23 protein-coding genes, 1 tRNA gene and 6 pseudogenes are annotated in these 25,729 nt (G+C 69.5%); 17 read left to right on the top strand and 13 right to left on the bottom strand.

Translation table 11 applies throughout. From position 1 onward, the window contains the following. Positions 1–26: 26 nt before the first annotated feature. The 10 genes and pseudogenes from OOK07_RS14905 (at position 27) to OOK07_RS14865 (ending at position 5,912) form a co-directional block, all read left to right on the top strand. Positions 27–440: a hypothetical protein gene (locus tag OOK07_RS14905; RefSeq protein ID WP_266796900.1), complete on the top strand. Its 414-nt coding sequence runs from the start codon at positions 27–29 to the stop codon at positions 438–440. Beyond that, positions 428–1,453, top strand: a complete 1,026-nt coding sequence (locus OOK07_RS14900) for a hypothetical protein (RefSeq protein WP_266796898.1) — start codon at positions 428–430, stop codon at positions 1,451–1,453. The genes OOK07_RS14905 and OOK07_RS14900 overlap by 13 nt, the downstream gene beginning before the upstream one ends. A 105-nt stretch (positions 1,454–1,558) precedes the next feature. Beyond that, positions 1,559–2,272: a hypothetical protein gene (locus OOK07_RS14895; RefSeq protein ID WP_266796896.1), complete on the top strand. Its 714-nt coding sequence runs from the start codon at positions 1,559–1,561 to the stop codon at positions 2,270–2,272. Between the two features lie 149 nt (positions 2,273–2,421). Further along, positions 2,422–2,814, top strand: a pseudogene (locus OOK07_RS14890) (PE-PGRS family protein); the annotation flags it as partial. 48 nt (positions 2,815–2,862) lie between these two features. After that, complete coding sequence (locus OOK07_RS14885; RefSeq protein ID WP_266796894.1) at positions 2,863–3,153, top strand: transposase; 291 nt, start codon at positions 2,863–2,865, stop codon at positions 3,151–3,153. After that, positions 3,141–3,467, top strand: a pseudogene (locus tag OOK07_RS43435) (IS3 family transposase); the annotation flags it as partial. The gene OOK07_RS14885 and the pseudogene OOK07_RS43435, both read left to right, overlap by 13 nt. Before the next feature lie 199 nt (positions 3,468–3,666). After that, entirely contained in the window at positions 3,667–3,897 is a 231-nt protein-coding gene (locus OOK07_RS43430; RefSeq protein ID WP_353963538.1) for a hypothetical protein, read from the top strand. Then, entirely contained in the window at positions 3,848–5,266 is a 1,419-nt protein-coding gene (locus tag OOK07_RS14875) for an IS30 family transposase (RefSeq protein ID WP_524540335.1), read from the top strand. The genes OOK07_RS43430 and OOK07_RS14875 overlap by 50 nt, the downstream gene beginning before the upstream one ends. Beyond that, positions 5,250–5,582, top strand: a complete 333-nt coding sequence (locus tag OOK07_RS14870; RefSeq protein ID WP_266796890.1) for an integrase core domain-containing protein — start codon at positions 5,250–5,252, stop codon at positions 5,580–5,582. The genes OOK07_RS14875 and OOK07_RS14870 overlap by 17 nt, the downstream gene beginning before the upstream one ends. A 69-nt stretch (positions 5,583–5,651) precedes the next feature. Further along, positions 5,652–5,912, top strand: a complete 261-nt coding sequence (locus OOK07_RS14865; protein WP_266796889.1) for a WXG100 family type VII secretion target — start codon at positions 5,652–5,654, stop codon at positions 5,910–5,912. A gap of 85 nt (positions 5,913–5,997) precedes the next feature. Here the strand turns inward: OOK07_RS14865 and OOK07_RS14860 are convergent, their stop codons facing one another. The 6 genes and pseudogenes from OOK07_RS14860 to OOK07_RS14835 all read right to left on the bottom strand — a co-directional run bounded on the left by OOK07_RS14860 (position 5,998) and on the right by OOK07_RS14835 (position 13,664). Continuing rightward, positions 5,998–6,300 carry a hypothetical protein gene (locus OOK07_RS14860; RefSeq protein WP_266796887.1) on the bottom strand — a complete coding sequence of 101 codons (303 nt, stop codon included), beginning with the start codon at positions 6,298–6,300 and terminating at the stop codon, positions 5,998–6,000. Continuing rightward, positions 6,297–6,911, bottom strand: a complete 615-nt coding sequence (locus tag OOK07_RS14855; RefSeq protein WP_266796885.1) for a DUF3592 domain-containing protein — start codon at positions 6,909–6,911, stop codon at positions 6,297–6,299. Before OOK07_RS14855 ends, OOK07_RS14860 begins: the two co-directional genes overlap by 4 nt. 20 nt (positions 6,912–6,931) lie before the next feature. Continuing rightward, on the bottom strand, positions 6,932–8,395 hold the full coding sequence (locus OOK07_RS14850; protein WP_266796883.1) for a hypothetical protein: 1,464 nt from the start codon (positions 8,393–8,395) through the stop codon (positions 6,932–6,934). Next, entirely contained in the window at positions 8,388–8,717 is a 330-nt protein-coding gene (locus OOK07_RS14845; protein ID WP_266796882.1) for an SAV_915 family protein, read from the bottom strand. Before OOK07_RS14845 ends, OOK07_RS14850 begins: the two co-directional genes overlap by 8 nt. 134 nt (positions 8,718–8,851) lie before the next feature. Then, a pseudogene (locus OOK07_RS14840) lies at positions 8,852–13,340 on the bottom strand (FtsK/SpoIIIE domain-containing protein). Positions 13,341–13,472: 132 nt separating this feature from the next. Further along, positions 13,473–13,664 (bottom strand): hypothetical protein, encoded by a 192-nt coding sequence (locus OOK07_RS14835; RefSeq protein WP_266796881.1) that lies wholly within the window; start codon positions 13,662–13,664, stop codon positions 13,473–13,475. Between the two features lie 172 nt (positions 13,665–13,836). Here OOK07_RS14835 and OOK07_RS14830 point away from each other — a divergent pair, with 172 nt between their 5' ends. Further along, positions 13,837–14,067, top strand: a complete 231-nt coding sequence (locus OOK07_RS14830) for a hypothetical protein (RefSeq protein WP_266796879.1) — start codon at positions 13,837–13,839, stop codon at positions 14,065–14,067. Positions 14,068–14,109: 42 nt separating this feature from the next. Here the strand turns inward: OOK07_RS14830 and OOK07_RS14825 are convergent. The 5 genes and pseudogenes from OOK07_RS14825 to OOK07_RS14805 all read right to left on the bottom strand — a co-directional run. Then, positions 14,110–15,003: pseudogene (locus OOK07_RS14825) on the bottom strand (TraC family protein); the annotation flags it as partial. After that, entirely contained in the window at positions 15,000–15,950 is a 951-nt protein-coding gene (locus tag OOK07_RS14820; protein ID WP_266796877.1) for a PrgI family protein, read from the bottom strand. The pseudogene OOK07_RS14825 and the gene OOK07_RS14820, both read right to left, overlap by 4 nt. Positions 15,951–15,956: 6 nt before the next feature. Beyond that, positions 15,957–17,594 (bottom strand): TrbL/VirB6 family protein, encoded by a 1,638-nt coding sequence (locus tag OOK07_RS14815; RefSeq protein ID WP_266796876.1) that lies wholly within the window; start codon positions 17,592–17,594, stop codon positions 15,957–15,959. Between the two features lie 287 nt (positions 17,595–17,881). Beyond that, positions 17,882–18,247: a hypothetical protein gene (locus OOK07_RS14810; RefSeq protein ID WP_266796874.1), complete on the bottom strand. Its 366-nt coding sequence runs from the start codon at positions 18,245–18,247 to the stop codon at positions 17,882–17,884. Between the two features lie 335 nt (positions 18,248–18,582). Continuing rightward, positions 18,583–19,371, bottom strand: a complete 789-nt coding sequence (locus tag OOK07_RS14805; protein ID WP_266796872.1) for a hypothetical protein — start codon at positions 19,369–19,371, stop codon at positions 18,583–18,585. A gap of 469 nt (positions 19,372–19,840) precedes the next feature. On the opposite strand from OOK07_RS14805, the gene OOK07_RS14800 reads away from it, so the two are divergent. The 5 genes and pseudogenes from OOK07_RS14800 to OOK07_RS43280 all read left to right on the top strand — a co-directional run. Then, entirely contained in the window at positions 19,841–20,512 is a 672-nt protein-coding gene (locus OOK07_RS14800) for a hypothetical protein (RefSeq protein ID WP_266796870.1), read from the top strand. Then, positions 20,505–20,735 (top strand): annotated as a pseudogene (locus OOK07_RS43680) (DNA methyltransferase); the annotation flags it as partial. The gene OOK07_RS14800 and the pseudogene OOK07_RS43680, both read left to right, overlap by 8 nt. A 91-nt stretch (positions 20,736–20,826) precedes the next feature. Continuing rightward, positions 20,827–21,351 carry a hypothetical protein gene (locus OOK07_RS43675; protein ID WP_406311715.1) on the top strand — a complete coding sequence of 175 codons (525 nt, stop codon included), beginning with the start codon at positions 20,827–20,829 and terminating at the stop codon, positions 21,349–21,351. After that, positions 21,338–21,856, top strand: coding sequence for a DNA cytosine methyltransferase (locus OOK07_RS14790; RefSeq protein ID WP_266796868.1), 519 nt, complete (start codon positions 21,338–21,340; stop codon positions 21,854–21,856). Before OOK07_RS43675 ends, OOK07_RS14790 begins: the two co-directional genes overlap by 14 nt. Beyond that, positions 21,771–22,859: pseudogene (locus tag OOK07_RS43280) on the top strand (recombinase family protein); the annotation flags it as partial. The gene OOK07_RS14790 and the pseudogene OOK07_RS43280, both read left to right, overlap by 86 nt. Positions 22,860–23,126: 267 nt before the next feature. On the opposite strand, the gene OOK07_RS14780 reads toward OOK07_RS43280, so the two are convergent. Together OOK07_RS14780 and OOK07_RS14775 are read right to left on the bottom strand one after the other, a co-directional pair. Next, positions 23,127–23,447, bottom strand: coding sequence for a hypothetical protein (locus OOK07_RS14780; RefSeq protein ID WP_266796866.1), 321 nt, complete (start codon positions 23,445–23,447; stop codon positions 23,127–23,129). A gap of 279 nt (positions 23,448–23,726) precedes the next feature. Continuing rightward, positions 23,727–23,799: transfer RNA gene (locus tag OOK07_RS14775), tRNA-Arg, on the bottom strand. Positions 23,800–24,120: 321 nt separating this feature from the next. Here OOK07_RS14775 and OOK07_RS14770 point away from each other — a divergent pair. Continuing rightward, positions 24,121–25,728 carry a dynamin family protein gene (locus tag OOK07_RS14770; RefSeq protein WP_266680471.1) on the top strand — a complete coding sequence of 536 codons (1,608 nt, stop codon included), beginning with the start codon at positions 24,121–24,123 and terminating at the stop codon, positions 25,726–25,728. The last annotated feature ends 1 nt before the right edge of the window (position 25,729 follow it).

Here is a 25,729-nt window from a genome sequence, read left to right as displayed (position 1 = left end):
TCGAGGATACGAAGACGGGGGACTCGGTGAAAGACGCCGTGCTGTCGGACAGCGCGGCAAGTGTGCAGGCTGTGGATGCCGCGATCACAGGGACGGACCCCAAAGGCCATGGTCTCGCCTTCTACAACACAGGCAAGGCACTTGAGGCTGCGCTCTCCTGGGTCGCTCAGTGGAAGAAGGCAGGAGCCATACTCACGGGCGAAGCTCGGTACTACGACCGCAGCGTGACGTTGACGAGCAAGACATCGGCCACCCTCTCGTACTGCGGCGACGAGAGCAAAGGCTTCAGCAAGGACAAGAAGACCAACAAGATCGCCAAGACGCCGGTCACCAAGAACAGCTACGTCTTCTACAACACCAGGCTGGACAAGAACTCCGACGGGATCTGGCAGACGTCTCAGATTGTTTCCTCCAGGGGGGCAGCCCAGTGCCAGCCGTAGGCAGATTCTCGGTGTGCGTTGCCGTTGTCGGAGCCACCATTTGGGCATCCAGCCCCGCAGCTTGGGCGGATTTCGTGCCCGGAGGCAAGGGCACGGGTTCCCAGACGCAGGTGAATGGCGACAGTAAAGGCACGGAGATCTCCGCGACCGCGGGAGGCGTCGTCTTCGACCGCTCCAAGAACGGCTCCGGCAGCTCCGTCGGTCCCGTCACCTCCACCACGTCCTGGACCCCGCCCGCCTGCTGGTACGCCCCGAAGTACACCCCCGCACAGCTGAAGGCATACCTGGAGCCGATCTGGGCGGCCGACTCGACCGGTTACGAGTGGGACGCCACGCAGCGCGACCGGTACATCAACGGCAAGCCGTACAAGGACTTCAACAAGGACAAGACCGGCAAGGGCTACTGGTGGGACTCGTACGTCAACGAGAACTTCCCGCCCGGCTGGGACAAGTGCACTAAGCCCATCTTCTGGGTGGACAAGGGCGATCCCCCACCGGCCAACATCGAGAACGCGGTCACCCCCAAGGTCCTCGGCGAACTCGCGTACAAAGAGATCCGCGTCCCCAGCACCAAGGTGACCCTCGCCCCGGCGGACACGACCAAGGTCAACCTCCCCACCTGGGCCTGGCTGGACGGCGCCGCATTCAAACCGGTCTCCGTCACCGCCTCGGTCCCGGTGCTCGGTATCTCCGCGACGACCACGGCCGTACCGGTGTCGCTGAAGATCGACCCCGGCACCACGAACGCGGAGACCTACCCAGCTTCCGGCGTCTGCGAGATCAACAACGGCCGGATCGGTGAGCCGTACGCCAAGGGCAAAGCGGATGAAACCCCGCCCTGCGGGGTGAAGTACCTGCGCTCCACGGGCAACGGCTCGTACCCCCTCAAGGCCACCATCACCTGGAAGATCCACTGGACCGGCTCCGACGGCGCGGGCGACGACCTGCCCGACGGCACCTTCGGTGCCACCCAGAACGTCACCGTCCAGGAAATCCAAGCTGTCAACCGCTGATCAGAGGTGGGCGGCCTGCGGAACCCGAGACCGTCGGCCGCCTCTCGCCCGCGCCCAAAGGATCGTAAACCCGCCTGGGTAGAGTCATGCTGTCCGGTGCGAAGCGTGGCCATGGAGGCGGAAGTGGCGTTCGGCAGGAACAACAAGGCGAAGGCAGCGGAAGAAGCGCCGGTGGAGCCTGTCTCCTGGGAGACCGTGTTCAGGTTCGTGGTCGGATCCGTCGAGCGACCCAAGTCCCCCAAGCGGCTGCGGTCGGGATGGGGAAAGCCCGCCGTGCGCGTGCCGACTGGCAGCAAGGACTATCCGGTTCTCGCCCCCTGCGCGTTTCTCGGCTCGTCGTCCGTCGCGAATCTTCCGTCGCATCCCGAGCTCACGCTTTATGAGGATGCCGACGCCCGGCGCCTCCTCTGCTATGTGGAGGATGCGCGGGAGGTGGACGGAGAACAACACCATGTAGTGCGTGACGCGCAGGGGCAGCTCATCGGAACCCTTCGCCGTGTTCCGCCCAAGCGTCCCTTCAAGCACACCTGGCGCATCGACCAGCCCGGTCGGCCGGAAATCGTCGGGCGCAACGAGTGGGCGAGCGGAAGCGCCGGTGAGGTGGCCGCGCGCGTGGCCATCCGTGCCACCTTCGAGGCAGTGGACGGCCTGTTCAGCACGGGCAATGACGACGGGGCGAAGAAGAAGGCGCGGTCGCTGGAATGGCGGGCCGGAGACAAGGTCGTCATGACCTCCGAGGGCAGCGCGCAGGTCAAGATCGAGGCGAACTGGCTCGATCGGCGGCTGGCGTTCGCGTTCGCGCTCGTTGGTGACAAGTAGCAGTCCCGTGGAACACCTGGGCTGAGCCTGCCCGTTTCCTGTGCCGCCTGGTACGCGTACGTACGATGAAGCTCCTGCACCGATCGAATCAGCCATGGATGCCGAAGCGGCGGTACATGCAGGGTCCACACTTTTGAGGGGGCAAGAGCGTGAGGACCGTAAACCCGGATGACCTGGAGCAGCTCGCCAAGCTCTTGGACGGTCGGGGTGGTGTCCAAGACAAGGTCGACGAGGCCTTCACCAGGGCCTCACGTCTGGGTGTTTCCAGCAAGCTGACCGCCCTCAAGCCGCTGCGGAGCTGGGTTTCCGACACGGCCCCGGATCTGCGTAGGCGTGCGACGTTCGCCCGGCTGGAGAGTGGAGACCCGGAAGCCGGTGTGCTCTGGGCCGGCTTCAGCGCCAAGGACCTCGACAAGTACCTCAGGGACCACAAGGGCGAGGGGCTTTCCCCCGACGAGATCCTTCTTGCCAACTCCGTGGCCGCCAGCGACGATCCGGACGCCGATGTCTTCAAGCGGAAGTCCAACGAGTCCCTGAATGACCTTCCCCTCGTAGCGTAGAGACCGTGACTGCAGGGGAAGTTGAGGGTCATGGCAGGCAAGAGGCGGAAGTTCGACGCGGAGTTCCGTGAGGGGGCTGTGCGGATCGTCGCCGAGACCGGCAAGCCGATCGCGCAGGTCGCGGAGGATCTCGGGATCAACGAGACCACGCTGGCGAGCTGGGTGTCGCGGGCTCGCCGGGCCAGCGGGGCAGCGGCGGCGGGTGAGAGCGAGGAGCTCGCGCGGCTGCGGCGGGAGAACGCGCAGTTGAAGAAGGACAACAAGGAGCTGGCCATGGAGCGTGATGTGCTCAAACGCTGCATGGTCTTGTGGGTGAAGTAGCTGTGGCGGACCCGGCGTTGCTCGTCGGGGTGATCAGCGACCAGAAGACCGTGCACAGCATTCCGTACCGCACCTCCTGTCGGGCCCTGGGCGTGTCGGAGGCGTGGTTCTACAAGTGGCGCCGCAGGCCGTCCGAGCCGACGAAACGCGAGATCAGACGCGCAGAACTGGCCGAGCGGATCCGCTGCTTCTTCGACCGCTCCGGCCGGACGTACGGCTCGCCGAGGATCACGCTGGACTTGTGGGAGGAGGGCTGGCAGGTGTCGCAGAACACCGTCGCCGAGATCATGGCCGAGCTCGGTCTGCAGGGCCGCAAGCCGCCTCGTCGACGCCGCTCACTCACTCGCCCCGGCAAGCGGAAGACTGCCCCTGACCTGGTGCGACGCAAGTTCGACGCCATCGCTCCCAACATCTTGTGGTGGGGCGACATGACGGAGATCGAGACCAGCGAGGGCAAGCTCTACCATCGCATCCGTCCACGACGCCTTCTCCCGCCGCGCCCTTGGCTACGCGATGGGCGAGCGGCACGATGCCGCGCTGGTCAGCGCCGCCCTGCAGATGGCGATCGCGACCCGGGGCGGCCAGGTCGACGGCGTCATTTTCCACACGGACCGCGGCACCGAAGGTGGATTCAACTGGTCGTCGCAACACCCTGATCTCGGAGGTGTGCGACGTGGCTACGGCGGACTGGAGTTTGAAGACCAGCGATGTTCCGGAGGGTCGGCGTCGGCAGTGGCGCGCTGATCGTGCGTTGCGGCCGGCGATGCGGTCGCCGGGGCGGCCTGATCCGTCTCGAGTCGTGCAGCGCCAGTTCTGGCGGCTGATCGCCACGGGGGTCACGACGGTGGAGGCGTCGTTGGCGGTCGGCGTGTCGTGGCCGGTGGGTGCGAGGTGGTTTCGTCACGCTGGCGGCATGCCTCCGATCTCGTTGGCCGAGCCCACGGGCCGGTACCTTGCGTTCGAGGAGCGCGAGGAGATCGCGATCCTCAGGGCGATGAAGAAGGGCGTGCGCGAGATCGCCCGCGCCCTGGGGCGTGACCCCGGAACGATCTCTCGCGAACTGCGCCGCAACGCTGCCACGCGCGGCGGCAAGCAGGAGTACCGCGCGACGGTCGCCCAGTGGAAAGCACAGCAGGCCGCCAAGCGCCCGAAGACCGCGAAGCTCACAGGCAACGACAGGTTGCGTGAATATGTACAGGACCGGCTCGTCGGCAGCGTCCGCCGCCCCGACAACACGATCGTCACCGGGCCCAGGACGCCCGCATGGAAAGGGCTGAACAAGCCGCACCGCCAGGACAGAAGATGGGCGACGGCATGGAGCCCGGAACAGATCTCGCATCGCCTTCATGTCGACTTCCCCGATGATGAGTCCATGCGCATCAGCCACGAAGCGATCTACCAGGCGCTGTTCATCGAAGGCCGTGGCGCGCTCAAGCGGGAACTGGTCACGTGTCTGCGCACCGGCCGGGCGCTGCGGACTCCCCGTGCACGGTCACGGAACAAGCCGCAGGGGCATGTCACCGCGGACGTCGTCCTCAGTGAACGCCCCGCCGGGGCCGCAGACCGCGCGGTCCCCGGACACTGGGAAGGCGATTTGATCATTGGGACGGGCCGCTCCGCGATCGGCACGCTTGTCGAGCGCAGCAGCCGCTCCACACTCCTGGTGCACCTGCCCCGGCTGGAGGGCTGGGGGGAAAGGACACCCGCGAAGAACGGCCCCTCGCTCGGAGGCTATGGCGCGATCGCGATGAACGCGGCGCTCACCACGTCGATGACGCAGCTGCCCGAGCAGCTGCGCAAGACCCTCACTTGGGACCGAGGGAAGGAACTCTCTGGCCATGCCCAGTTCGCTCTCGACACCGGGACGAAGGTGTTCTTCGCCGATCCGCACTCGCCCTGGCAACGACCGACAAATGAGAACACGAACGGGCTGCTGCGTCAGTACTTCCCGAAGGGCACCGACCTCTCCCGGTGGTCGTCCACGGACCTCGAAGCCGTCGCCCTGGCAATCAACAACCGGCCCCGAAAAATCCTCGGTTGGCGGACACCGGCCGAGGTTTTCGAAGAGCAGCTACGCTCACTGCAACAGCACGGTGTTGCATCGACCGGTTGAACTCGCCGAATACACGTCCGAGTCGTTCCAGCAGCTGTGCGGCCGCTGGGGCGTGGTGCAGTCGATGGGACGCGTCGGGTCGGCCCTGGACAACGCCGCCGCGGAGTCGTTCCACTCGGTCCTCAAGGTCGAGCACATCCACCGGCACACCTTCGCCACCCGCACCGAGGCCCGGCTGAAGACCGCCACGTGGATCGCGGACTTCTACAACACGAAACGCCGTCACAGCGCGGCCGGCGGGAAACCACCCGTCGAGTTCGAACGGATCATCCAGGAAGCGCGAGCCCGGACCCATCAGGAAGGCCGGGCCGCATAACCAACGTCTCTACGAAACCCGGGGATTGACAATAGCCCGCTTGCCACTGATCACACGGGGAGGATCGCAATGGATCGCGGTGCAGATCTCCAGCAACTCCGGGAGCTCTCCAAGCTCTACGCCCGCAAGGCCCAGGACCTTCAGGTTCTGATCAAGGACCTGGATGCGAGGACGAGCAGCAGCGAGAGCATCTGGAAGGGCCCGAAGGCCGACCGGTTCCGACAGGACTGGCACGACGTCAAGCCGACGTTCTCGAAATGGGTCGACACCCTGCACGACGCCAGCAAGTCGGCGAACACGAGCGCCGACAACATCGAGCGCGCCACCTGATCCCAGGCAGCAGCGCCGATGACACTGTCTGCCGGGGCGCTCGGACGAGACCCACAGGTCTTCGGCCGGCGCCCCGGCGGCGTGTTCAGACCCCTTGGTGATACCTGCGCGCCTCGCTCGCCGGCACCTTCTCCGGCTCGCTGCGGATGGCCGCGTCGATCACCGGGAGCAGCTTGTCGACCTGGTCACCGAGTCTCTTGTTGCGGCCGTCCAATTCCCGGTGCCATGCTCGGGCGTTCTTCCCGACCCAGACCTTGTCGCCGCCGATGTCCTCGGTCGGGCGCTTGAGCGTGTCCCTGAGCCGGGCGACCTCCTTGGCGAGGTCGCCGCGCAGCTTCACGAGGTCGGCCTTTCTGGGGTTGTCCACTTTCGGCTCGGAGTCCGTCATAGCTGCTCCCTCACGTTCTCCGGTTCCTCCGTCGTTTCCGCCTGCTTCCGCTCGGACAGGAGTCTGCGCCTCCGCAGGGTGAGGAAGACCGCCCCGGCCAGGAAGAACAGGGACACGACCAGTGACACCAGCATCGGCAGTGTCACGATCGGCGGATTCTTCACCCAGGCTGTCGTGAGCACTCGGGTGGGGTCGTGCGGGTCGTAGGTCACCGATACGAGTTGCCCGGTCACCAGGCCGTCGGGACGCCGACCGCCCCAGTCGCTCAGCGTCGTGTCGACCTCACCCTTGGGGCCCTTGAACTGGATCTTGATATTGCCGGGACTGCCGAAGTGGTCCCTCGGCGAGGACGTGACCTGCGCCCACGTGGCGACTCCACGCGAACGCAGGTCGCTGACGAGCGAGTGCGAGGGCACGAAGAAGACGAGGGAGATACCGAAAGCCACCAGGAACAGAGCGAACAACGTCAGGATTAGCCGCCGCTGCGGCACCGGCTGCCGCACACGGGCGATCTTCCTGCGTGACTCGTCCAGACGAGCTTTCTGTTCATCGGCCTTCGGAGGCAGGGCCCAGTCGCCCGGTGCCCGCTTCGTCCTCTTCTTCTTCACCATCAGATCCCGGTTTCCGTGAGTCACAACCCGAGCCAGCCGCCGACCGTCTTGGCAGCCCCGCCTATGCCCTTGCCGACATCCTTGACCGCGTTGGTGACGGCATGAATCGCCTTCTTACCGGTATCCGTGTTGAGGACGTAATAGGCAGCGTAACCAAGGCCGGCACCCACGAGGATGCCCGCTCCCACCGCCCAGCCGACAGGGCCACCGGCAGCGGCGACTATCAGCGCTTCGGTGCCCCACGTAGCCGCCATTCCGACGCCGAGAGACGCGACGTTCGAGGTGACGGCGACGTCCGTGTCGGAATGGTTGACCTTGATGTCGTACGCGATACCGCCGATGGTCAGCAGTGTGCCGACCAGCGGCAGTCGGTCCCCCGTCTTGAATGCCTTGCCGAGCCATCCGGCTTCCGCGCTCGCCGATCCTCCCCTGACGAAGGGGGCCTTGTCGACGAGCCAGCGGGCCGAATCGCCGACCGATGCCTCCATGAAGCGTGACATCGGGCCCAGGCCGTACTTGCCGTAGATGCGTTCGGAGTCGCGAGAGGCGGCCTTGGACGCCTTGGCGGCTGCGCGTGTCTCCCTCCTGAACTGAGCCCGCTCCTTCGGGCTCATGGCGTTGATGCGCTTCTCGTAGGCGGCCTTGGCCTCCCGCGAGAACTTCTCCGCTTCGCCCCAGAGATTCTCGGACAAGTGCGACTGGAAACCGATGACGCTGGCTACAAGTCCGGCGTGCACGGTCCATGTCGCCTTGGGGTCGCCCAGGTCCGTGACCGCCTTCTTCAGATGCTTCCAGGCGGTGTCCCACAGGTCGGGATCGTCGCCCTGCAGCAGCGCTCGGTTGAAGACGGCACCGGGTTCGTCCTTCGGGATGTCACCGTGGAAGAGTTCGAGAACCTTGTCGAAGCCCGGTGCCGGGTTGTCGGCGTTCACCGCAGCGGTGAACACGGCACCGAATGTCTTGGTGTCTTCCTCGGCCGTCGGCGCGTTGGACATCGCGATGGCCATGGGAAGGTTCTTGACGAGGTTGGGGTCCATCTTGGCGTAGAAGGACGAGTCGAAGTCCGGGTCACCCTTGTGCGCGGCCAGTTCCTGGGCGATGCGGTGGAACTCCGGACCGGCCTTGGCGGGATCCATGTCCGCCAGCTCGTTGGCCTCCTTGGCCAGGTTCGCGCCTTCCTGCCGTGCCTGCTTCACCGTCCATATCGGCTCGCGCAACTGGACCATGGTGGGCTTGGGGCCCACTCCGTGGAACTCCATGGCCGCGGCCAGCGCTTGGCGGCGGCGCAGCATCGGAAGCTCGTCGTCGACCCAGGAGGCGATCTTCCCGATCTCGGTGAGGCTGCTGCTGTCGAGTCCGAACTTCTGGAATCGGCTGTAATAAGCGGTCTTGCTCTCGTGCAGTGCCTTACTGCCCGACGAAAGGCTGTTGATGGTTCTGAGAAGATTTTCGGGATTGATTCCCGAGAAGTTCGGGTCAACCATTCGTCGGGGCTCCCGAACCTTCGGCCAACTGGGGATCCAGGAGAATGGCTTGAGCGCCCGATCCGCGCAGCGCGTCTTCGAGTTTTTCGGTCGGGATCGCCACCCAAGGCTGCTCTTCACCCATCGCCTCGACCAGACGAACCACGGTCGAGAAGGCGAGCGCCACACGTCGCTCCCCGCCGGACTCGCCCTCCACGCGGACGAGCATCACCTCGACGGTGCCTTCGAGGACCGGTGCGCCGTCCTCGTCCCGAGGCACATCCGTCATGGTGGGCAGCACGAGTACATCCGGGGTTTCACGAGAGGGATTTGCCGAATCCATCCGCCCAGACTATGAGGGCGACATAAAGCCGAGGTATGAGGATTCCTAAGTTTTGGGCAACCCCCGCTCGCCCTGGACTACATGCTGCGGCCCCGCAGGTACAGCGGGGCCGCAGCATGTTCCTCGCCGTACGATCAGCCGTTCATGACCGCCTGAATCGGCATGAATGCACCACCCGAGACGAACAGACCGCTGCCCGCCTGCCCGCCTGCCTGCCCGCCTGCCCGCCCCCGCTGTTCGCGGGAAGTCGGACGCCGAAGAGTTCGCCGTCCGACGGGCTCTGCGGGGTCAGCAGCACGCCGTTGCGGGACTTGCGGGCCTCCACGACGAAGTCCCGGTACTGGCCCGACAGGCTGTCGGTCGAGCCGGCCGCGATCAGGCCGATCCCGCCGTCGGCGCCCCTGCGGAGCACGTTTTCCAGGGCCTCGTCGAGGCTGGTGTCGTAGAGGAGTTCGGCGTCGTCGACGACAACGGCGTAGGAACCGTTCGGCGCCTTGTCGGTCAGCTGCTCCAGGTCGTCCTCGCGGCTGTCTGCGTTGAGCATGCCGAGGACTCCGTCCCGGCCCTCCAGGTCGCGGAGCGGAGAGCGCCGCGGGGTGACCAGCACCACCGGGGTCCCGGAGCGCAGCAGGGACTCGGTCGCGGTCAGCAGCAGTGTGGAGCGGCCCGACTTGGGCGGGCCCGCGATGACGAAACCGGGGCCGTTCTCCTCCAGGTCGACGCCGATGGGCTGGAGTTCGTCGCCGCCGACACCGACCAGCGCCCACAGACGGGATGACGGAGCGAAGTCGGGATCCAGGGCCAGCGCCTCGGACGCCGTGATGCGGGAAGGCAGCGCGTCCACCCGCAGGGGGCGGCGGCCTGCGGGAATGCGGGCGTAGCGCGTTCGCGCTTCCTCTGCGATCTCGCGCAGGGCGCGCACCTGCGCCTGCCCCGCCGGGTCCTCGGCCAGGAGGCCGATCTGGGTCTCGTTCACGCCCGTGTCGGTGACCCGCAGCGCGCGGCCCGGAGGCATGTTCTTCGGGACCTCGCGCGGCTGGAGTCCGGCCGTGGAGTAGTCGTTCGGGTCGGCGAAGCGCAGCACGAGCCGGTCCGCGAAGGCCGACGAGACATGGCCGCTCAGGCCGCTGCGGTCGGCCGTCATGACCACCTTCAGCCCGACCGCGGCACCTTCACGGAACATTCGCTGGACCGCCTCGAGCAGCGAACCGTAGTTGTAGCTCTCGAAGGTGGAGGCGAAGCCCTCCCAGCTGTCCAGGAGCAGCACCATCCACGGCAGACGGTCCTCCGGAGCGGCTGCGGCACGCTGTTCGGCCGCGCTGGACGCGCCCTCCATGGCGAGCATGCGCTGCCGGCGGGCGATCTCCGCGAGCAGGCGGTCGACCAGACGCCGTACGCGGTCGGGTTCGTCGCGGGTGACGACGGCGCCGACGTGCGGCAGCCGCATCAGTGGCAGCAGGGCGTTCGAGCCGCAGTCGATGCCGTACACGTGCACGTCGTGCGGGGAGGTGGCACGGGCCAGCGAGCCGGCCAGCGTGCGCAGGGCCGTCGAACGGCCGGGGCACCGCCGAGCAGCAGGGTGTGCTCGCCGTGGACCAGGTCCAGGGCGAGCGGCGTGCGGCTCTGCTTCGCCGGCAAGTCGATGAGGCCGTACGGGACCGGTGCCACGTCGGCGCCGGAGACGGCCGAACCGTACGCCTCCAGTTCCTGCAGCGTCACCGTCTCCGCCAGCGGCGGCAGCCACGGGCTGCGTTGTTCGCCGAAGCCCATGCGGGCCGCGCCGTCGCGGACGGCGTCGACCAGGACCGCCAGGTCGGTGACCATGGTGCCGTCGTCCTCGGCCTGGTGCTGCTTGGGTAGCGGGCGGCTGTAGGCGTTCCATGCCAGCGGCACCAGCGTGGCTTTCGGGCCCGTACGGCCCGTCGCCGGGCGGCGGCCACCGATGCGGGCCGACTGGACGCCGACGAGGGACTGGGCGCCGGAGCGGACGTACATGCGGCCGGGGGTCGACTTGGCGATCGCGCTCGAATCCGGGGCGTCGATGACGTCCTGTGATTCGGAGGCGTCCGTCACGCGCAGCGCGATCCTGAGGTTCGTGTTGGCCCGGATGTCCGCGCTCACCACACCCGCCGGGCGCTGTGTCGCCAGCACCAGGTGCACGCCCAGTGAACGTCCTCGGCGGGCGATGTCGACCAGGCCCGCGATGAAGTCCGGGAGTTCGGCGACCAGGGAGGCGAACTCGTCGATCACCAGCACGAGTCGGGGCATGGGCTCCAGCTCGGGGCGGAGCTTGCGGGTGTCGTTGTAGTCCTCGATGTCCTTGGCGGCCGCGTCGAAGAGGATTCGTTCGCGCCGGTGCAGTTCGGCCGCGAGGGAGGCCAGGGCCCGCTCGGTCAGGTGGGCGTCGAGGTCGCTGACCATGCCGACGGTGTGGGGGAGGCGGGCGCAGTCCATGAACGCGCTGCCGCCCTTGTAGTCGATGAGGACGTAGTTCAGGGCGTCGGGGCGGTTGGCCACCGCGAGCGATGCGATGATCGTCTGCAGCAGCTCCGACTTACCGGCACCGGTCGTGCCGGCCACCAGTGCGTGCGGGCCGTCCCTTCGGATGTCCAGGACGAACGGGCCGTCGGCCGCGATACCGATCGGGGCGGCGGTGGTGGAGCCGCCCGCCTGCCAGATGCGTTCCACGTCCGCTCCGGTGGGGTTGGGCATGTTCAGCAGGTTCAGCAGCCGGGCCGACGTCGGCAGCGCGGCACCGGCGTCGTCGCGGCTGACGTCACGCACCGGCGCCAGGGAGCGGGCGAGCAGCTCGCACCACTCCGATGTCACCTGGTCGGCCAGGATGTCGCCGACGCCCTCCATGCCGTAGCCACGTATGCGGACGTGGTGAGCGGCGTCCGGGGACCAGGCGACGACGGCATTGCACTCCTCGGGGAGCAGGCGCTCGTCCTCGTCGATACAGAGGGCGATGATGCCGTACTGCGGGCCCTCGGTGAGCAGTTGGGGGACGCCGGGCACGCGGCGCAGCAGCCGGGCGCCGTCGAGGATGAGCAGGATGTTGGGGTCGGGGTAGAGCTGGCCCAGCGCGTTCTGCTGCTCGCGGGCCGCCTTGCGGCGGGACAACTCGTTCAGCAGCTCGTTGACCCGGCGGGTGATGCCCTCGGAGTCGAAGCCCATCAGGGCTATGCAGTCCTGCCCCTGGTCGGGGTCGGTGTGGGGCAGCCAGTGCGCCCAGTGCCACTCGGCACCAGCCGCCTGGGTGGCGGCCAGGGACACGACGGACAGGTCACGGGGGCTGTGCAGGACGGCAGCCTGGACACTGATCCAGCGGGCGGTGGCCAGCGCGCGGGCGCGGTCACCGGCGATGCCGACGACGCCGAGCCGGGCGAAGGGGAGGGTGACCGGGACGTCCGGCAGGACCGGGGGTTCGGGGCGGTCGTCGTCGTACGCCACTCCGCCGCGGCCCATGACGAGTTCGACGTCCGACTCCATCCCGCCCATGTCGATCCTGAGCTGCATCGCGTCCGGGTCGGTGAGACGACGCTCCCACAGGCGGCGGCGCGGGCCGGTGGCGAAGAGTAGGATCTCGGCCGGGTCGGGTGCGTCCGCGCGGCGGGCACGCTGCTCCTCCTTGCCGAGGACGGCCAGTTCGACCTTGTGTTCCGCGAGGTCTTTCTTGTACTGCCTCAGCGAGGTCTTGTCCTTCTTCTTGCCCTCGCGGTTCTCGCTGATCCACTGGCCCAGCATCATCAGCGGGCTCATCACGCAGAACGCCAGCATGTAGACCTGCTTGGTGACGAAGTACAGGCCCAGGCCGAAGAACAGGGGCATGATCGCCATCAGGAGCTGGAACTTGGCCTTCTCACCCTTCGAGGGCGGCACCGGCACCGTGAGCCGCCGTCGGGGTCTGAGCGGGGACAGCCGCGGCGGCCGGTTGTAGGCAAGGCCGCCCTCGCTCATCAGGGACAGATGCGCGTCCGGCTCAGCCACCCGGTCGAGTACGAGAAGCGAGTCACCGACCCGGACGACACCCCCAAGCGGCCAGGACGCCCCCGCCGCCACGGCTTCGTCGTCGAGCACCACCTCGGCACTGCCCTCGGGGCTGAGCGTGGTGTTGCCCTGCAGGTCGATCGTCACCCGGAGCGCGAGCTGCGGCAGCGACGGGTCGGACACCGGCAGCGTGCAGGTCGGCGCCCATCCCACGGTCGCCGCGCCGACACCCAGCCGGACCACGCGGCCGGCCGCGGGACCGCCTGCCACCCTCAGCTCGTACTGCCCGATCGGCTCGCCCTTGCGCAGCAGGGGGCTCATCGAGTCGTCCACGGAGACGCGCATGCCGTCGCGCAGTACGGTGGCCGCCGGTGCCGCCGGATCGCAGTACACACCGTCTGCCCACAGCGAGGGCGCCCCGGTCGCCGCTGTGCCGTATCCGGGTATCGGGGCCATGGCGGTACCTGGCATCTGCACCACGTTTCCCGCCGCGTAGCCGGATTGTTGTGCGGGGCGCCCGAGTACCGCCCCTAGCGCCTGCGCGACATCGCCTGCGGTGGCCGTGTCGTCCGTTGCGATCACAACGTCGTGCGGCTCACCACCTTCCTGTACCACCGTGACCAGCATCCGCATGGTGGTCATCCTCCCGTCGGTCCCTGTGGCCACGTGCGTTGCTTCAGCTAACGGAGACTAATGGCAGTAGCTGCTTCCGCGCTCGGCCGCCCGGGCATCGGACACCGGGCGACGAGCGACGGATGCCGGCCGTCACACCGTCGGCATCGCATAGACATCCGGCCCGTTTGTCATCAGCAGCCGGTTCCCGCAGAGCGCGATCTGCCAGTCGTCGCTTCGGCCCTTGTCGTCGGTCCAGGTCCAGCGGACCTTGCCCGTCTTGGCGTTGATGGCGGCGACAGCAGGACCTTCGTGCCGGGCAGGAAGCGGTGCTTGGCGACACACGATCCCGCGGTTTCCAGGATGTCGTCGGCCCACTCCTGTTCCTTGCGCCACTTCCTGAGGGCCTTGGCGATCTTCAAAACGCCCTTGACGAGTTGGGCGCCCGTCTTGAACATCGCTGTCCAGGGGACGACGTTGATGAGCAGCGATGCGCAGCCCGAGACGCTGCGCGCCCGTGGATCGATACCGCGACGACGAGCTCGTCTTCGGCGTCTTCGCTCCGCGCCGTGGCCTGATCGGCGTGATCCCGGAGGCCTACCGCGGCGGCTACGCGCACAACGCGAAGCTATCCGCCGCTCTCACCACCGGCATCGCGACCGAACCGGACCATCACTACGCGATGCGGCCGCTGCTTGCCCCGGCTCCCGCATCCGTTCGTGAGTGCCTGCCGCTGTGGGGACATTGAACAACTGCCGATCAACGTCCAGTTACCGCCTGTTGCCGATCAAGTACCCGCGATAATCTGTCCCTTGCCCTGTGGGTCGATCACCGAGGCGGTCACGCCGGTGAACAGCAGCCTGAGCAGCTCCAGTTTGGCCAGGTACGACTTGCCGGCGCCGGAGCGGGCCAGGGTGATGGAGTTGTAGTTGTCCTGCGCGTAGCGGTCCCACACGACGGGGGCGCCGGAGACGGCGTTCAGCCCGTACAACACCCCGGACGCGGCGTGGTCCCGGTCGGCGGCGATCGGCAGATCGGGGCTGGTGAAGGGGAAGCAGGCGGCGAGCGCGGCGGTGTCGAAGGTGCGGCGGATCTTGAGGGTGTCGATGCCCAGGGGCAGGGTGGCCAGCCAGCCCGGCAGGGCCCGGTAGGTGGTGGGAGCGATGGTCATGAGCAGTGACTCGGCGATCGCGCGGACCGCGGCGGCCTGCTCGGCGAGGGTGTCCTCGTCGGGGGCGTGCACGGTCAGGTAGAGGGCGACGTGGAAGAGTTTTCCCTCGCCGCGGGCGATGCGGTAGGCGAGGTCGGCGGCGTCCGCGGCGGCAGCTTCCACCTCCGGGTCGTCCAGGTGGCCCTTGTCGAAGCCGGTACGGCGGCCGGACTCCAGGCGGGCCCGCTGCTTCTTCAGCCCCGCGGCGGCCACCGGGTTGGGGACGGGCTCGATGTGCAGGGCGACGTCGAGGTGGCCGGGGAAATTCAGCAACGGGGCGAGCCAGCCAGCGCTGACCTCGGCCGGGTAGCCGGTGACCACCAACGTGGTGGCCAGGTGCGCACCGACAGCGAGGGCGCGAGCGTGCACCTCGATGGCCTCGGGCCCGGCCACGTCCAGCAGGTGAGCGCCGTCGATGACCGGGACCGGCACGTCGCGAGCGGTGCGGTGGCGGCCGAAGCGGAGCCGGGTCATACGAGGTCACCTTCCGATACGTCGTCGGACGGGGCGGGGGAGTCGGGGTTGCAGGCGGCACTGACCAGCTCGGCGCTCTGCTCGGCGTCCAGCGGGGTGACAGTGATCTCGGCCGCCCCCAGAGCGCGGGCGGCCTCGGCCACGCGCTGCAGGACTCGCCCCTCACCCGCGTGACGCCACATCCCGTGCGCTGCGGCTTCTTCACGGGCGACCAGCACGATCTGCCGGCCGAGCAGGTCGCCGCCGGTGGCGAGGTCGGCGAGGAAGTCGGCGTGCGCGCGGGCGGCCCTTTCCAGTGCGGGGTGCGGCAATGCGGCGGCATCCTGCTGCAGCACGTCGGCGAGGGGGGCGAGGTCGATGCGGTGGCAGCGCACCAGCAACTGGGTGGGACCGGTCAGGGAGTTGAGCCAGCGCGCGAACGCCGCGGTCAGGCCCTGCTGTTCGGCCGCCGAGCGCAGCTCGAAGTTGACCGTCGAGCATGTCGCCAGGGCCGCCTTCCCTTCGGCGCCCAGGTCGAGCACGCCTTCAGCGGTGATGCCGTCGTATGGCATGCGCATCGCGGCCGGGGGAGGCCCTGCGGCCCTTTTCCAGCGGTCGGGGACCACGGCTGGCAGCGGCGGCACTCCTTCGGGGGCGTGCACCCGGCGCTTGGGCGTGCGGGCATGGGCGAGGGCGGCGAGCAGGAAGCGGTCCAGGCCGATGCCCTCTCGCCGACCGAGGGCGAGCGCGGCCACAGCCCCGGCGACGGGGACCACGAGAGCCGCGTACGTGAGCGGCGCCATGAAGGGACGCGTGGCCCACCAGCCGCAGTACAGCACGAGCGCCGCGGCGGCGAGGACGGCGCTCTGCCGGGCCGTGAAGGGCCCGAGGAGTTGGTCGGGGCGGGAGATATCGGCCGGGATGCGCGTGGCGTACGGGGCGTCTGCTGCCTCGTCGGTTGAGTTCATTCGGGGTTACCTCCGGGGCGGTTCGAGGGGGAGCCGCAGTTGCATGGGGCGCGGCGGGCGAATCCGGGCACGGCGCGCGGGAATGGGCAGCGCCAACTGACGCGCACGCGGCACCGGCGCGGGCCGGACCGGGGGTGGCGTGGCGGGTAGGGCACGGCCCGCCGGGGGCGGGGCGGGAACGCGCTCGGCGCGGATCGGCAGCCACATCTGCGTGGCTCTCGCCGGGCGGGCGGGGTTGCGCGGTGCGGCGATGGGCAGGGCCAGTTGCCGCATGCGGCGGGCCCGGGCGGGATGGATCACAGCGCGGGGACCTTTCGGCGCACGGATGAGGGGAGCCGCCCCGGTGCCGCGGCGCCCGGGAATCCGGCCCGCCCTGGCCCTGGCGCCGGGAGCGCCAACTGCCGCGGGTGCCGCACCGGCAACGCCCGCGCGGCGCCCGCCTGGCCTGGCCGGGGCACCAGGTGCGGGCCGGCCTGCTGCTCCGGGACGGGCCAGGGCCGCACGGCCGCGGGCAAGCAGGCCCCGGCCCCGCACACCGCCGCCGCGCCCGGGCCCGGCGGCGGGCGGGTGGCCCCCGCCAGGTCCGCCTCCGCGCCGTCCCGGACGGCCGCCCCCGCCACCACCGGGTCCGCCACGACCAGGACCGCGCCGCGCACCACCGCCGGGTCGGTGGCGAAGCAGGCGCATGCCGGGCAGGTAGTGGTCCATCAGCCGGTACAGGGCCAGGTGCTTGAGCATCCGCACCCCGGCGGGGGCGTGCGGGTTGTGCACGGGGGTGCCGCGCAGAACGGCCTGGAGGGTCCAGCCGGGAATCTTGAACAGCACCCAGAACAGGGCCACGCCGGCGAGCATCGTGCCCAGCTGGTCGGCTCTGGGGAGGCCCAGGGTGGTGGCGCCGGGGGCGAAGAAGAGCTTCAGGGCGAGGACGAACGTCATCGACTGGGCAAGTTGGATGACCATGCAGCCGGCCAGTCCGCGCCACCACAGCCGGGCGACGGGGTCGGTGAGTGGGTGCGCGTGACACGCCAGCATCAGGGGCGCGGCCACGGCCAGCAGCGCCATGACCGCGACGCGTACCAGGAAGCCGATCAGCACCGCGAGCACCAGTGCGATCATCACGGTCGCCAGGATCAGCAGGTACAGCTTCAGGCCAGGGGCGCCGAACAGGGCGAAGGGCAGGACGCGTTCGACCATGCCCTGTCCGGCGTCGGCCATGTCGGTGGCCATGATCGCGTGGGCGAGGGCGTTGGACAGGCTGATCGCCTTGCCCATCACGGTCAGCGAGGTGGCCGCGGCGATGATTCCGAGCAGCAGCCGGGGCGCGATCTGCTGGAGGGCGTAGCGGGTCTGGACGGTCTCGTAGCCCATGACCGTGATGCCGCCTGCGGTCACGAACAGCACGTAGATCCCGGCCGTGATCCCCAGCATGGCGGTCCACAGCCGTTTGATGTCGGCGTGCTGGGTGACGTCGGGGGTGGCCAGCAGGGTGTCGGCGAGGAACTCGCGGACCGGCTTCATGATCTGCTCGATCAGCATGCCGAGGAACGAGGTGATCGCGTTCACGATCATGCCGGGGATGTCGAGGAGGTCCCAGCTGGTGTCCTTGTCGCAGCCCACGCCGGTCGCTTCGCAGGCGGACGGCATCGGGCCCGGCGTCGGCTGAGGCCGCGCGGGTTTTGGTGCGGGTGCGGGGCGTCCCGGTGCCGGGGGCGGTCCGGGGGAGGGCTCGGGCCTCGGCTGCGCCCCGGGACCGGGCGGGGGAGCGGCAGGACCGGGCGCGGGCTGAGGCTGTGGCGGCTGCGGATCCGTCGGCGCCGCAGCGGCTGCATACGCCGGGTGCATGGTGGTGAACGAGGCCGCCACCGGTACCAGGACGAAGACGGCCAGCGCGAGCAGCAGGGGCACAGCGCGTGTGCGGCGCCCGCCGGGGCTCACTGCCCGCCTCCGTCCGCGCCGACGATGCCCTGCAAGACGGTCACGATCACCGGGGCGAGGATCGCCAGGCTGTAGCCGATGGCTGCGGCCTTCAACGCCCGCTTGGCCGCCTCGACTTCTCCCGGATCGCCACCGGCCATCAGGTAGCGCAGTCCGCCGAAGGTGAGGAACAGGGTGGCCAGTGCGGCGAGGAGGCCGATGATCCAGTTCCGCAGATTGTTGATGACGGTCGGGATGTCGGCGACCGCCCATACGTGCGGCGCCTGCGCAAGGAGCGCGCAGGCGGTGAGGGCGGTGGTGAGAGCGAGTCGGAGGGACCAGCGGGTGAGTGGTCGGCGTGGCCGACGGAGCCTTGCGGGCATGGCAGCACACCTCCATCGGGGCACACAGCCGGACGGGAGCAGGACAGGACGGGGACGCCGCAGGGGCGTGGGAGAGGCGGTGCGGGGTGAGCAGAAACCCTTGGCCCGGGCGCCGGCCTCCTTGCGGGGGTGCGGCGGCAGGCGGTTCTCGGGTGTCAGCACGAGACGGTCGTGCTCACCCCGCACGGTGCGGAGTGCTGGTCCGGGGCATCGGCCGTCGCCCCGGACCACGACGGACGGTCCGATCCCAAGCCGGGCGGGCCGCCGTCATCGTGAATAGAGACCCCGGTGGCGGGAATTGACATCCCGCCGCCGAAAATCCCCCGGCCGGGCGGCTACTGCTCCTGCAGCCGGCACCGCAGATGGGCGGCCAGGTGCTGCTCGGCAGCGCTGCGGTGACGGTAGAGCTGACGCACACTCACCCCGCGCTCCGCCGCCAGGCGGTGCATGGGCTCGCCGTCGAGGCGGGTCCGGGCGATCAACCGTGCCTCGGCCACGTCCACCACCTGGGCCTGTACGGCACGGGCCAGCACGGTGAGCTCGTCCGCCGGCTCACCGTGCTCTGCCTGTGGGACGGAGCAGAGGTGGTCGAGGTGCACCGCCGCCTGGCCGGTTTCGCGGGTGGCGCGGCGGCGTGCGGCGTACACCAGCCGGTGCACGGCCCGGTCGGCGGCGCTGAACAGCTCCCGGTCCAGCCGCTCCGCGCCCGCGTCGACCGTGCGCAGGGCCGCGGCGACGGCGGCCAGGGCTTCCTGCTCGACCTCGGCCCGCTCCAGGTGGACGGGGCGGGCCAGCCGGGCGAGCATCCTGCGCAGGACCGGAACGGTCATGGCCACCGCCACCACGTCCCACGGCTCGCCCAGCTCGTGGGCGCGCCGGATCACCTCGCGCCAGGTCTGCTCGCGCAGTTCGGGACGGGTGGAGGGGTGGGCGAGGTGGGTGCGCACCCGGTCGACCGGCCACGCTTCACGGTCCGGGGCGTCGCACACCAGGTGCGCGGGCAGCGTGAGCGGCTCCACCCGGTGGGCGAGGGCGAGGAACGCCTGCTCCAGTTCCCCCAGCGGGGAGCGGACGGCGCTGGCCGGGCGGGCGGCGGGGCGGTGGGCGTGGGGACGGTGGTGCATGGCGCATCTCCCGTGAGCGGTGCGGACAACTTCCGCCGCCACCCCTCCCAAGCCCTCGTGCCACGAGCGGCCCACCCGCAGGCCAGCGCCGTGCCTGCGGCGGTCGAATGGTCCGGCGCGTGCGATGGCCCGCCACCGGCCCGCCCTCGATGACCTGCCGCGACGCGTCAACCGCCGGTACGCGAATCGAACACAGAAATTCTCGGATCCGCTTTCAGCCCTTGCCCTGCGGTGGTCCGAGGTGGCCCGGCGGTGGCTCGGCGCTGGCACGCGACTGGCTCGCACAGGGAATGACCTGCACAGACACGGTGCGCGGCAGGGTCGACCGGGCGCATGTGCGAGTGCGCGGCGGCAGCTGCCCGGGGATCGAACACGTACCGGCCCGATGGCAAAGATCAGCTGCCGAGTCCCTATTACGTCACGTCAGCACGAAACGGCCGGACCCACGGTCCCGGGCGCCACCCCGCCCATGTCGAAGACTCCCTCCCGCCGCTCCACCGCTTTCCGCCCGCCTACCTCCAACCCACTGCCGACGACGATCTGGTTCCCCGACTCGGACGAGCCCAACGTCGCCCCCATCCCCCGCGCGGTGCTGCCCGCCTGGGCGATCGACAAGGTCCGTACCGAGTTCGTCGGACGCCCTGGCCACCGGCCGGCCCCGCTGCTCAAGATCGCGATCCGGGACACGGCGCCCGGCATGGACGCCCGCATCCCCTGCACGCCCTTCCCCTCCACGGCCGACGACGAAGACGCCACGGGCAAGCCGTCCATCCTGCTCGCCGAGCTTCACCCCGACGCCCTCCCCACCCCCGCAGATGACCTGCCGGCCAGCGGGAGCCAGACGCCCGGCGCGCTGGAGGACGGCTGGCCCGGCTTCTTCCACCGCGCCCACCGGCTCCTGCCCGCGCACGGCTTCCTGCTGCTGGCCACCCGCCAACGCCGCGAGGCCGGACGCCTCACCGACCCGCTCGGCGCACTGATCGCATCCGCCCGCACCGCCGGCTTCCGTTACCTCCAGCACCTCGTGGTCGTCTACGGCCACCCGGCCGGCGACCGCCTGGTACCCACACCGCCCCCGGACACGTCCCGCGGCGTCGCGCACTGCGACCTGATCGCCCTGTCCGCGATCACCCATGCCTAGGCCGAGGAACAGGAGAACCCGCATGGCGTCCCCCCTCTCGGTGTGGAACACCGCGCCGACTTCTGCTCCCGCCCAGCGCGCCGACCGCTACGTTCCCGGCTCCGCCGCCCACCCCGCCAAGATGCTCCCGCAGATCGCCGCCCACGCCATCGCCGCCTACACCCACCCCGACGAACTGGTCCTGGACCCCATGTGCGGCATCGGCACCACACTCGTCGAGGCAATCCGCCTTGGGCGCCACGCCCTCGGCACCGAGTACGAACCACGCTGGGCCGACATGGCCCGCGCCAACGTCATCCACACCATGCAGACGAATGACCGCGGCAGCGGTCAGGAAGGACTACCGCTACAGCCACGACCCCTCCAACCTCGCCCACGTCTCCACCGACCGGCTCCTGGAGGCCTTCACCGAGATCCTCACCCAGTGCCGACGCGTCCTTCGCCCCGGCGGCACCGTGGTCGTCACCACCCGCCCCTGGCGCGAGGGCGGCGAACTCATCGACCTGCCCTCCGCCGTCCTCGCCGCCGGCCAGGCCGCCGGACTGACCCCCGCCGAACGCTGCGTCGCCCTCCTCGCAGGCATCCGCGACGGCCGCTTGATCACCCGCCCCTCGTTCTTCCAGATGAAGAACGTCCGCGACGCCCGCCGCCAGGGCATCCCCCTCGCGGTGGTCCAACACGAGGACGTACTCGTCTTCACCCGGCCCGAACAGCACACCCTTCCGAGAACGACGACACAGGAGCCGAAGTGTGCGGCAACGACCGCTTGCAGATCGGCGCCCCCGGCCGCCGTCCGCTCCCGCACCTGCGCCCGAAGAGGCCGCTGTGGCGGCCACTGACCTTCCGATCGGCAGCCTGTTCTCCGGAGTCGGCGGCCTGGACCTGGGCGTCCAGGCCGCGCTCGGCGGGCACATTGCCTGGCACGCCGAGTCCGACCCGCGCGCTGCCCAGGTCCTCGCCCGACATTGGCCCCGCGTCCCCAACCTGGGGGATGTGCGGGCCATCGACTGGCAGCGGACCGAGCCCGTGTGCGTCCGCCGATCTCACACCCCTCGCGGAGCGGAAGAACACGGCCTTGACGACGCGGCCGAGACGGAGCGTCCATGGTCGACGGCCGCCGTCGACGCGCCGCCCGGCACCGTGCACCAGACCGAACTAACACACCGGGGGACGACTTCGAAGGTGACCGTCCGCTACGTCGTGGTCGACGGGCCCGATGGCCAGGCGCTCGCCGAGCGCCAGGCCGCCGCGATCCGCCATGCCCTCGCCTGGCTGGCCGCCCACCCCGATCACGTCTCATCCCCCACACAGTGCCACGACCGCTCCGGCGAGGGAGCGGCCTGAAAGGCAGACCATGACCGCACCACTGGTTCCGGCCGCCTTCGGCGGGGAATCGGCCCCCGGGATGCCCTGGGGGCCACCCGTGCCCGACCCGCCGACTGCCCAGGCCACGGTTGCCGTGGCCTGGCTCGGCCGGACCTCGACTGAAGAGTCTCAAGACCCCACGCTGTCCTTGCCCCGCCAGCTGCGTAACGCACGGGCTGCGCTGCCGCCGGGGTGGGTGATCGTCGCGCACTTCTACGACGTCGAGTCCGGCCGCAAGGAACTCGACGAGCGCGGACACAGCCGCGCCCACGAGCGCTTCGCCATCCCCATCCCCCGCGACGGCGGCATCGCTGACCTCCTGGCGGAAGCCGCGAGCCCAGGGCGCAGATTCGCCGCTGTTATCTGCGAGTCGATCGAACGTGTCGCCCGCCGTACCTACTTCGGCACCAAGATCGAGCACGAGCTGGAGAGCCACGGCGTCGCCCTCTGCGCCGCCGACGAGCCCATCCTCACCAACTCCACGGCCAAACGCGCGACCCCGACCCTGACACGACGGGTCAAGCAGGCCGTCGCCGAGTGGTACGTCCTGCAGATGCTCGAACTGTCCTGGGACGGCTTCATCGAGCACACCGTACAGGGCTGGAACATCGGCAAGCCCCCCTACGGATACCTCGCCGACAAAGTCCCCCACCCCGTCCCCGCCCGGCGCGCCGAAGGAGCCACCAAGCACCGGCTGGTACCCGACCCAGTGTGCGGTCCCGTGGTCTCCGAGATCTTCCGGCTGCGCGCGCTGGAACGACTCACCTACCGGGCGATCGCGCTGCGACTCAACGAAGACCTGGACAAGTACCCGCCGCCGACAGCGAACCGCGCCGACGTCACCGTCGGCAGATGGACCGTGCAATCAGTCCGGGGCATCCTCTCCAACCCCAAGTACACCGGCTACCAGGTCTGGAACCGCAAGGCCCGCAAGAAGCGGGGCAACAGGGCCAACCCGGTCTCCGAATGGATCTGGTCACCGCGCCCCGTCCACGAGCCGCTGGTCACCCGCGAGGTCTTCAACACGGTCTGGGCCGACCGGGCATCACTCCAGGGCTCACGCGGCGGATCTGAGCCCAACTCCCACCCCGCCACCACTCGGAGCTATATGCTCCGCTCCTACGTGTACTGCGCCCTGTGCGACCGCCGCATGTTCGGCAAGGTCAGCAAGGACCTCCCGTACTACGTCTGCTACAAGGACGAGTCCCGCCGCAGCAAGGCCGAATGGTTCGAGCAGCACCCCAAGGCCCTATGGATGAGCGAGAAGATCCTCCTCGACGCCGTCCACTGGTTCTTCGCGGAGCGCGTGCTCGGACCACGGCGAGAGGAATTCCTCCAGACACAACTCGGAGCGGGCCAGCCCGCTCCCACCGCAGAGGCCGCCCCGGAGCAGACGAAGCAGCTTCAGGAAGAAATCAAGAAGATCGAAGGCCGGCAGGAGCGGCTCCTCGATCAGCTTGCCGAGGACGACGACGGCGATCCGGACAGCAGCAGGGCCTTCCGGCGAGGCATCCGGGACCGGTACGACCGTCTCGACCGAGAACGCCGCGATCTCGTCGCCGAGCTCCACATCCATCAGCAGCAAGCCGCGTCGGGATCCCCCGCCCAGAACGCCGCACTGATCAAACTGCTACCGCAGCTCGGCCCCCGGCTGGCCGAGCTGCCCGAAGAGCACCAGAGACAGCTCTACGATGCCTACCGGCTGGAAGTCCGCTACCTACGACCACGCCGCGAGATCCAGCTCTGCGTGACCATCCCGGCCGCGACGGCCACCGAGCTGGCGGAGCTGACGGCGCGGACGCTGACCCCGTTGGCCGCACGCACGGGCGTTGACCAGCCATCTTTTGGGCGCCCCCGGCAGGACTCGAACCTGCGGCCAAGCGCTTAGAAGGCGCCTGCTCTATCCACTGAGCTACGGGGGCCGGGTGTGTGGCCTCTGTCGTGGGTGCCCAGGTGTGGGCCGAACCGTGACGTTGCCGGGGACAAGGATAGGGCTCCTGCGTCCATGCCTCTGTTGCTTCGCCTCCGTGGCTCGATGTGGAGGTTCGGTGAAGCGGTCCTGATAATCGCAGGCAGGTACGAATCGTGCATCGCTTTTCGGCTCTCACGCACCGGGTGTTGTGCACTCGTTATGCCTGGACGGTGCCTGCGTCCCAGTCATCCCTTCCGTCCCTTGTGTCCTATCGGCGCGCAGACATGCTCATATGCTTCAGAATTCCCCTAAAATTGGGCATTCTTCGCATGTGGTGACCTTGGACGTACGGCCTCAGCTGCTCGACGCACTATCCGCCCTGCGCGACCGTGTCGCCGCCGCACGCTTCCCGCTGCCCCTGGCGGGGGCTCCACGCGCGCGTGCCAACCGCGACGAACTGCTCGCACAGCTCGACGACTATTTGGTGCCCCGGTTGAAGGAGCCCGAAGCGCCCCTGCTGGCCGTCGTGGGCGGTTCGACGGGAGCCGGCAAGTCGACTCTCGTCAACTCCCTTGTCGGGCGGCGGGTCAGCGAGGCGGGCGTGCTGCGGCCGACCACGCGGACGCCTGTACTGGTGTGCCATCCGGAGGACCATCACTGGTTCAGCGGGATGAGGGTGCTGCCCGATCTGACCCGCGTGTGGGTTCCCCATCAGGAAGGCGGGGACGACCTGTTGCTCCCGGGAGAGGACCCCGCGCGCGTGGTGCGCGTCGAGACCGCCGACACGATGCCGCGCGGCCTCGCCCTCCTCGACGCCCCCGACATCGACTCCCTGGTGGCCGACAATCGCGTCCTGGCCGCCGAACTCGTCTGCGCGGCCGACATCTGGGTCATGGTGACCACGGCCGCCCGGTACGCCGACGCCGTCCCCTGGCATCTGCTGCGTACCGCCAAGGAGTACGACGCCACGCTCGTGACGGTGCTCGACCGCGTGCCGCACCAAGTCGTCTCGGAGGTGTCCCGGCAGTACGGCGCGCTGCTCACCAAGGCGGGTCTCGGCGACGTACCGCGCTTCACGGTGCCCGAACTGCCCGAGTCCGCCTGGGGAAGCGGGCTGCTGCCGGCCAGCGCCGTGGCCTCGCTGCGGACCTGGCTGGTGCACCTGGCGCAGGACCCGGCCGCCCGCCAGCACGCCATGGTCCGTACCGCGCACGGGATGCTCAACTCCCTCAAGGCCCGCATGCCCGAACTCGCAAGCGCCGCCGCAGCCCAGTACGCGGCCGCTCTCCGGCTCACCTCCGCCGTCGACTCGGCGTACGACAGCGAGCACGCGCGCGTGCGAGGGCGGTTGCAGGCCGGTGCCGTGCTCGCCGGGGACGCACTGAAGCGTTGGCGCGCGTTTCCGCTCGACTGCACCGCCGGTGAGCTTCTGGAGGCGCTCGTGGAGAGCCTGGCCGCGCTCCTGCTGTGCGCCGTCACCGCCGCCGACGAGCGCGTCGAGGAGGCCTGGCGGCGCGAACCCGCGGCGCGCGCCCCGGAGCTGACGGACCGCGACCCGTCCCTGGAGAGCGCCGAGCACCGCATCGGGATGGCCGTGCGGCGGTGGCGGCGCGAACTCGAGGAGTTCGCCGAGGAGGAGGTCCGTGACCTCGACCGCAATGTCGCGCCGGACCCGGAGGTCGTCGCCGTCCTTGTCGCCACCGTGCTGCTGGGCGGCCGTCGGGCGCGCTCGGCCGGTGAGGGACTCGCCGAACGGATCGGCGCCCACGGGGCGCTGCGGCTGCGGGACCGGGGCGGGCGGCTGCTCGCCGAGCACGTCGACCGGGTGATGCACACCGAACGAGAGCGCCGTCAAGCGCCGCTCGACGCCCTCGACGTCCACCCCGAACCCCAGGCCGAACTCATCGCCGCGCTGTCCGTACTGCAGAAGGAGAGGTGAC

The organism is Streptomyces sp. NBC_00078 (assembly GCF_026343335.1).
In the GTDB taxonomy this organism is placed as follows: Bacteria; Actinomycetota; Actinomycetes; order Streptomycetales; family Streptomycetaceae; genus Streptomyces.
Note: the sequence above shows the minus strand (reverse complement) of the source record. Positions and strands in the feature narration are given on the sequence as shown.

Excerpts from the sequence above, each read along its gene's own strand:
- OOK07_RS14885 (WP_266796894.1), top strand. The coding sequence starts at position 2,863 with ATGGCAGGCAAGAGGCGGAAGTTCGACGCGGAGTTCCGTGAGGGGGCT.
- OOK07_RS43430 (WP_353963538.1), top strand. The coding sequence starts at position 3,667 with ATGGGCGAGCGGCACGATGCCGCGCTGGTCAGCGCCGCCCTGCAGATG.
- OOK07_RS14865 (WP_266796889.1), top strand. The coding sequence starts at position 5,652 with ATGGATCGCGGTGCAGATCTCCAGCAACTCCGGGAGCTCTCCAAGCTC.
- OOK07_RS14860 (WP_266796887.1), bottom strand. The coding sequence starts at position 6,300 with ATGACGGACTCCGAGCCGAAAGTGGACAACCCCAGAAAGGCCGACCTC.
- OOK07_RS14855 (WP_266796885.1), bottom strand. The coding sequence starts at position 6,911 with ATGGTGAAGAAGAAGAGGACGAAGCGGGCACCGGGCGACTGGGCCCTG.
- OOK07_RS14850 (WP_266796883.1), bottom strand. The coding sequence starts at position 8,395 with ATGGTTGACCCGAACTTCTCGGGAATCAATCCCGAAAATCTTCTCAGA.
- OOK07_RS14845 (WP_266796882.1), bottom strand. The coding sequence starts at position 8,717 with ATGGATTCGGCAAATCCCTCTCGTGAAACCCCGGATGTACTCGTGCTG.
- OOK07_RS14820 (WP_266796877.1), bottom strand. The coding sequence starts at position 15,950 with ATGAACTCAACCGACGAGGCAGCAGACGCCCCGTACGCCACGCGCATC.
- OOK07_RS14815 (WP_266796876.1), bottom strand. The coding sequence starts at position 17,594 with ATGCCGTCCGCCTGCGAAGCGACCGGCGTGGGCTGCGACAAGGACACC.
- OOK07_RS14810 (WP_266796874.1), bottom strand. The coding sequence starts at position 18,247 with ATGCCCGCAAGGCTCCGTCGGCCACGCCGACCACTCACCCGCTGGTCC.
- OOK07_RS14805 (WP_266796872.1), bottom strand. The coding sequence starts at position 19,371 with ATGCACCACCGTCCCCACGCCCACCGCCCCGCCGCCCGCCCGGCCAGC.
- OOK07_RS14800 (WP_266796870.1), top strand. The coding sequence starts at position 19,841 with ATGTCGAAGACTCCCTCCCGCCGCTCCACCGCTTTCCGCCCGCCTACC.
- OOK07_RS43675 (WP_406311715.1), top strand. The coding sequence starts at position 20,827 with ATGACCGCGGCAGCGGTCAGGAAGGACTACCGCTACAGCCACGACCCC.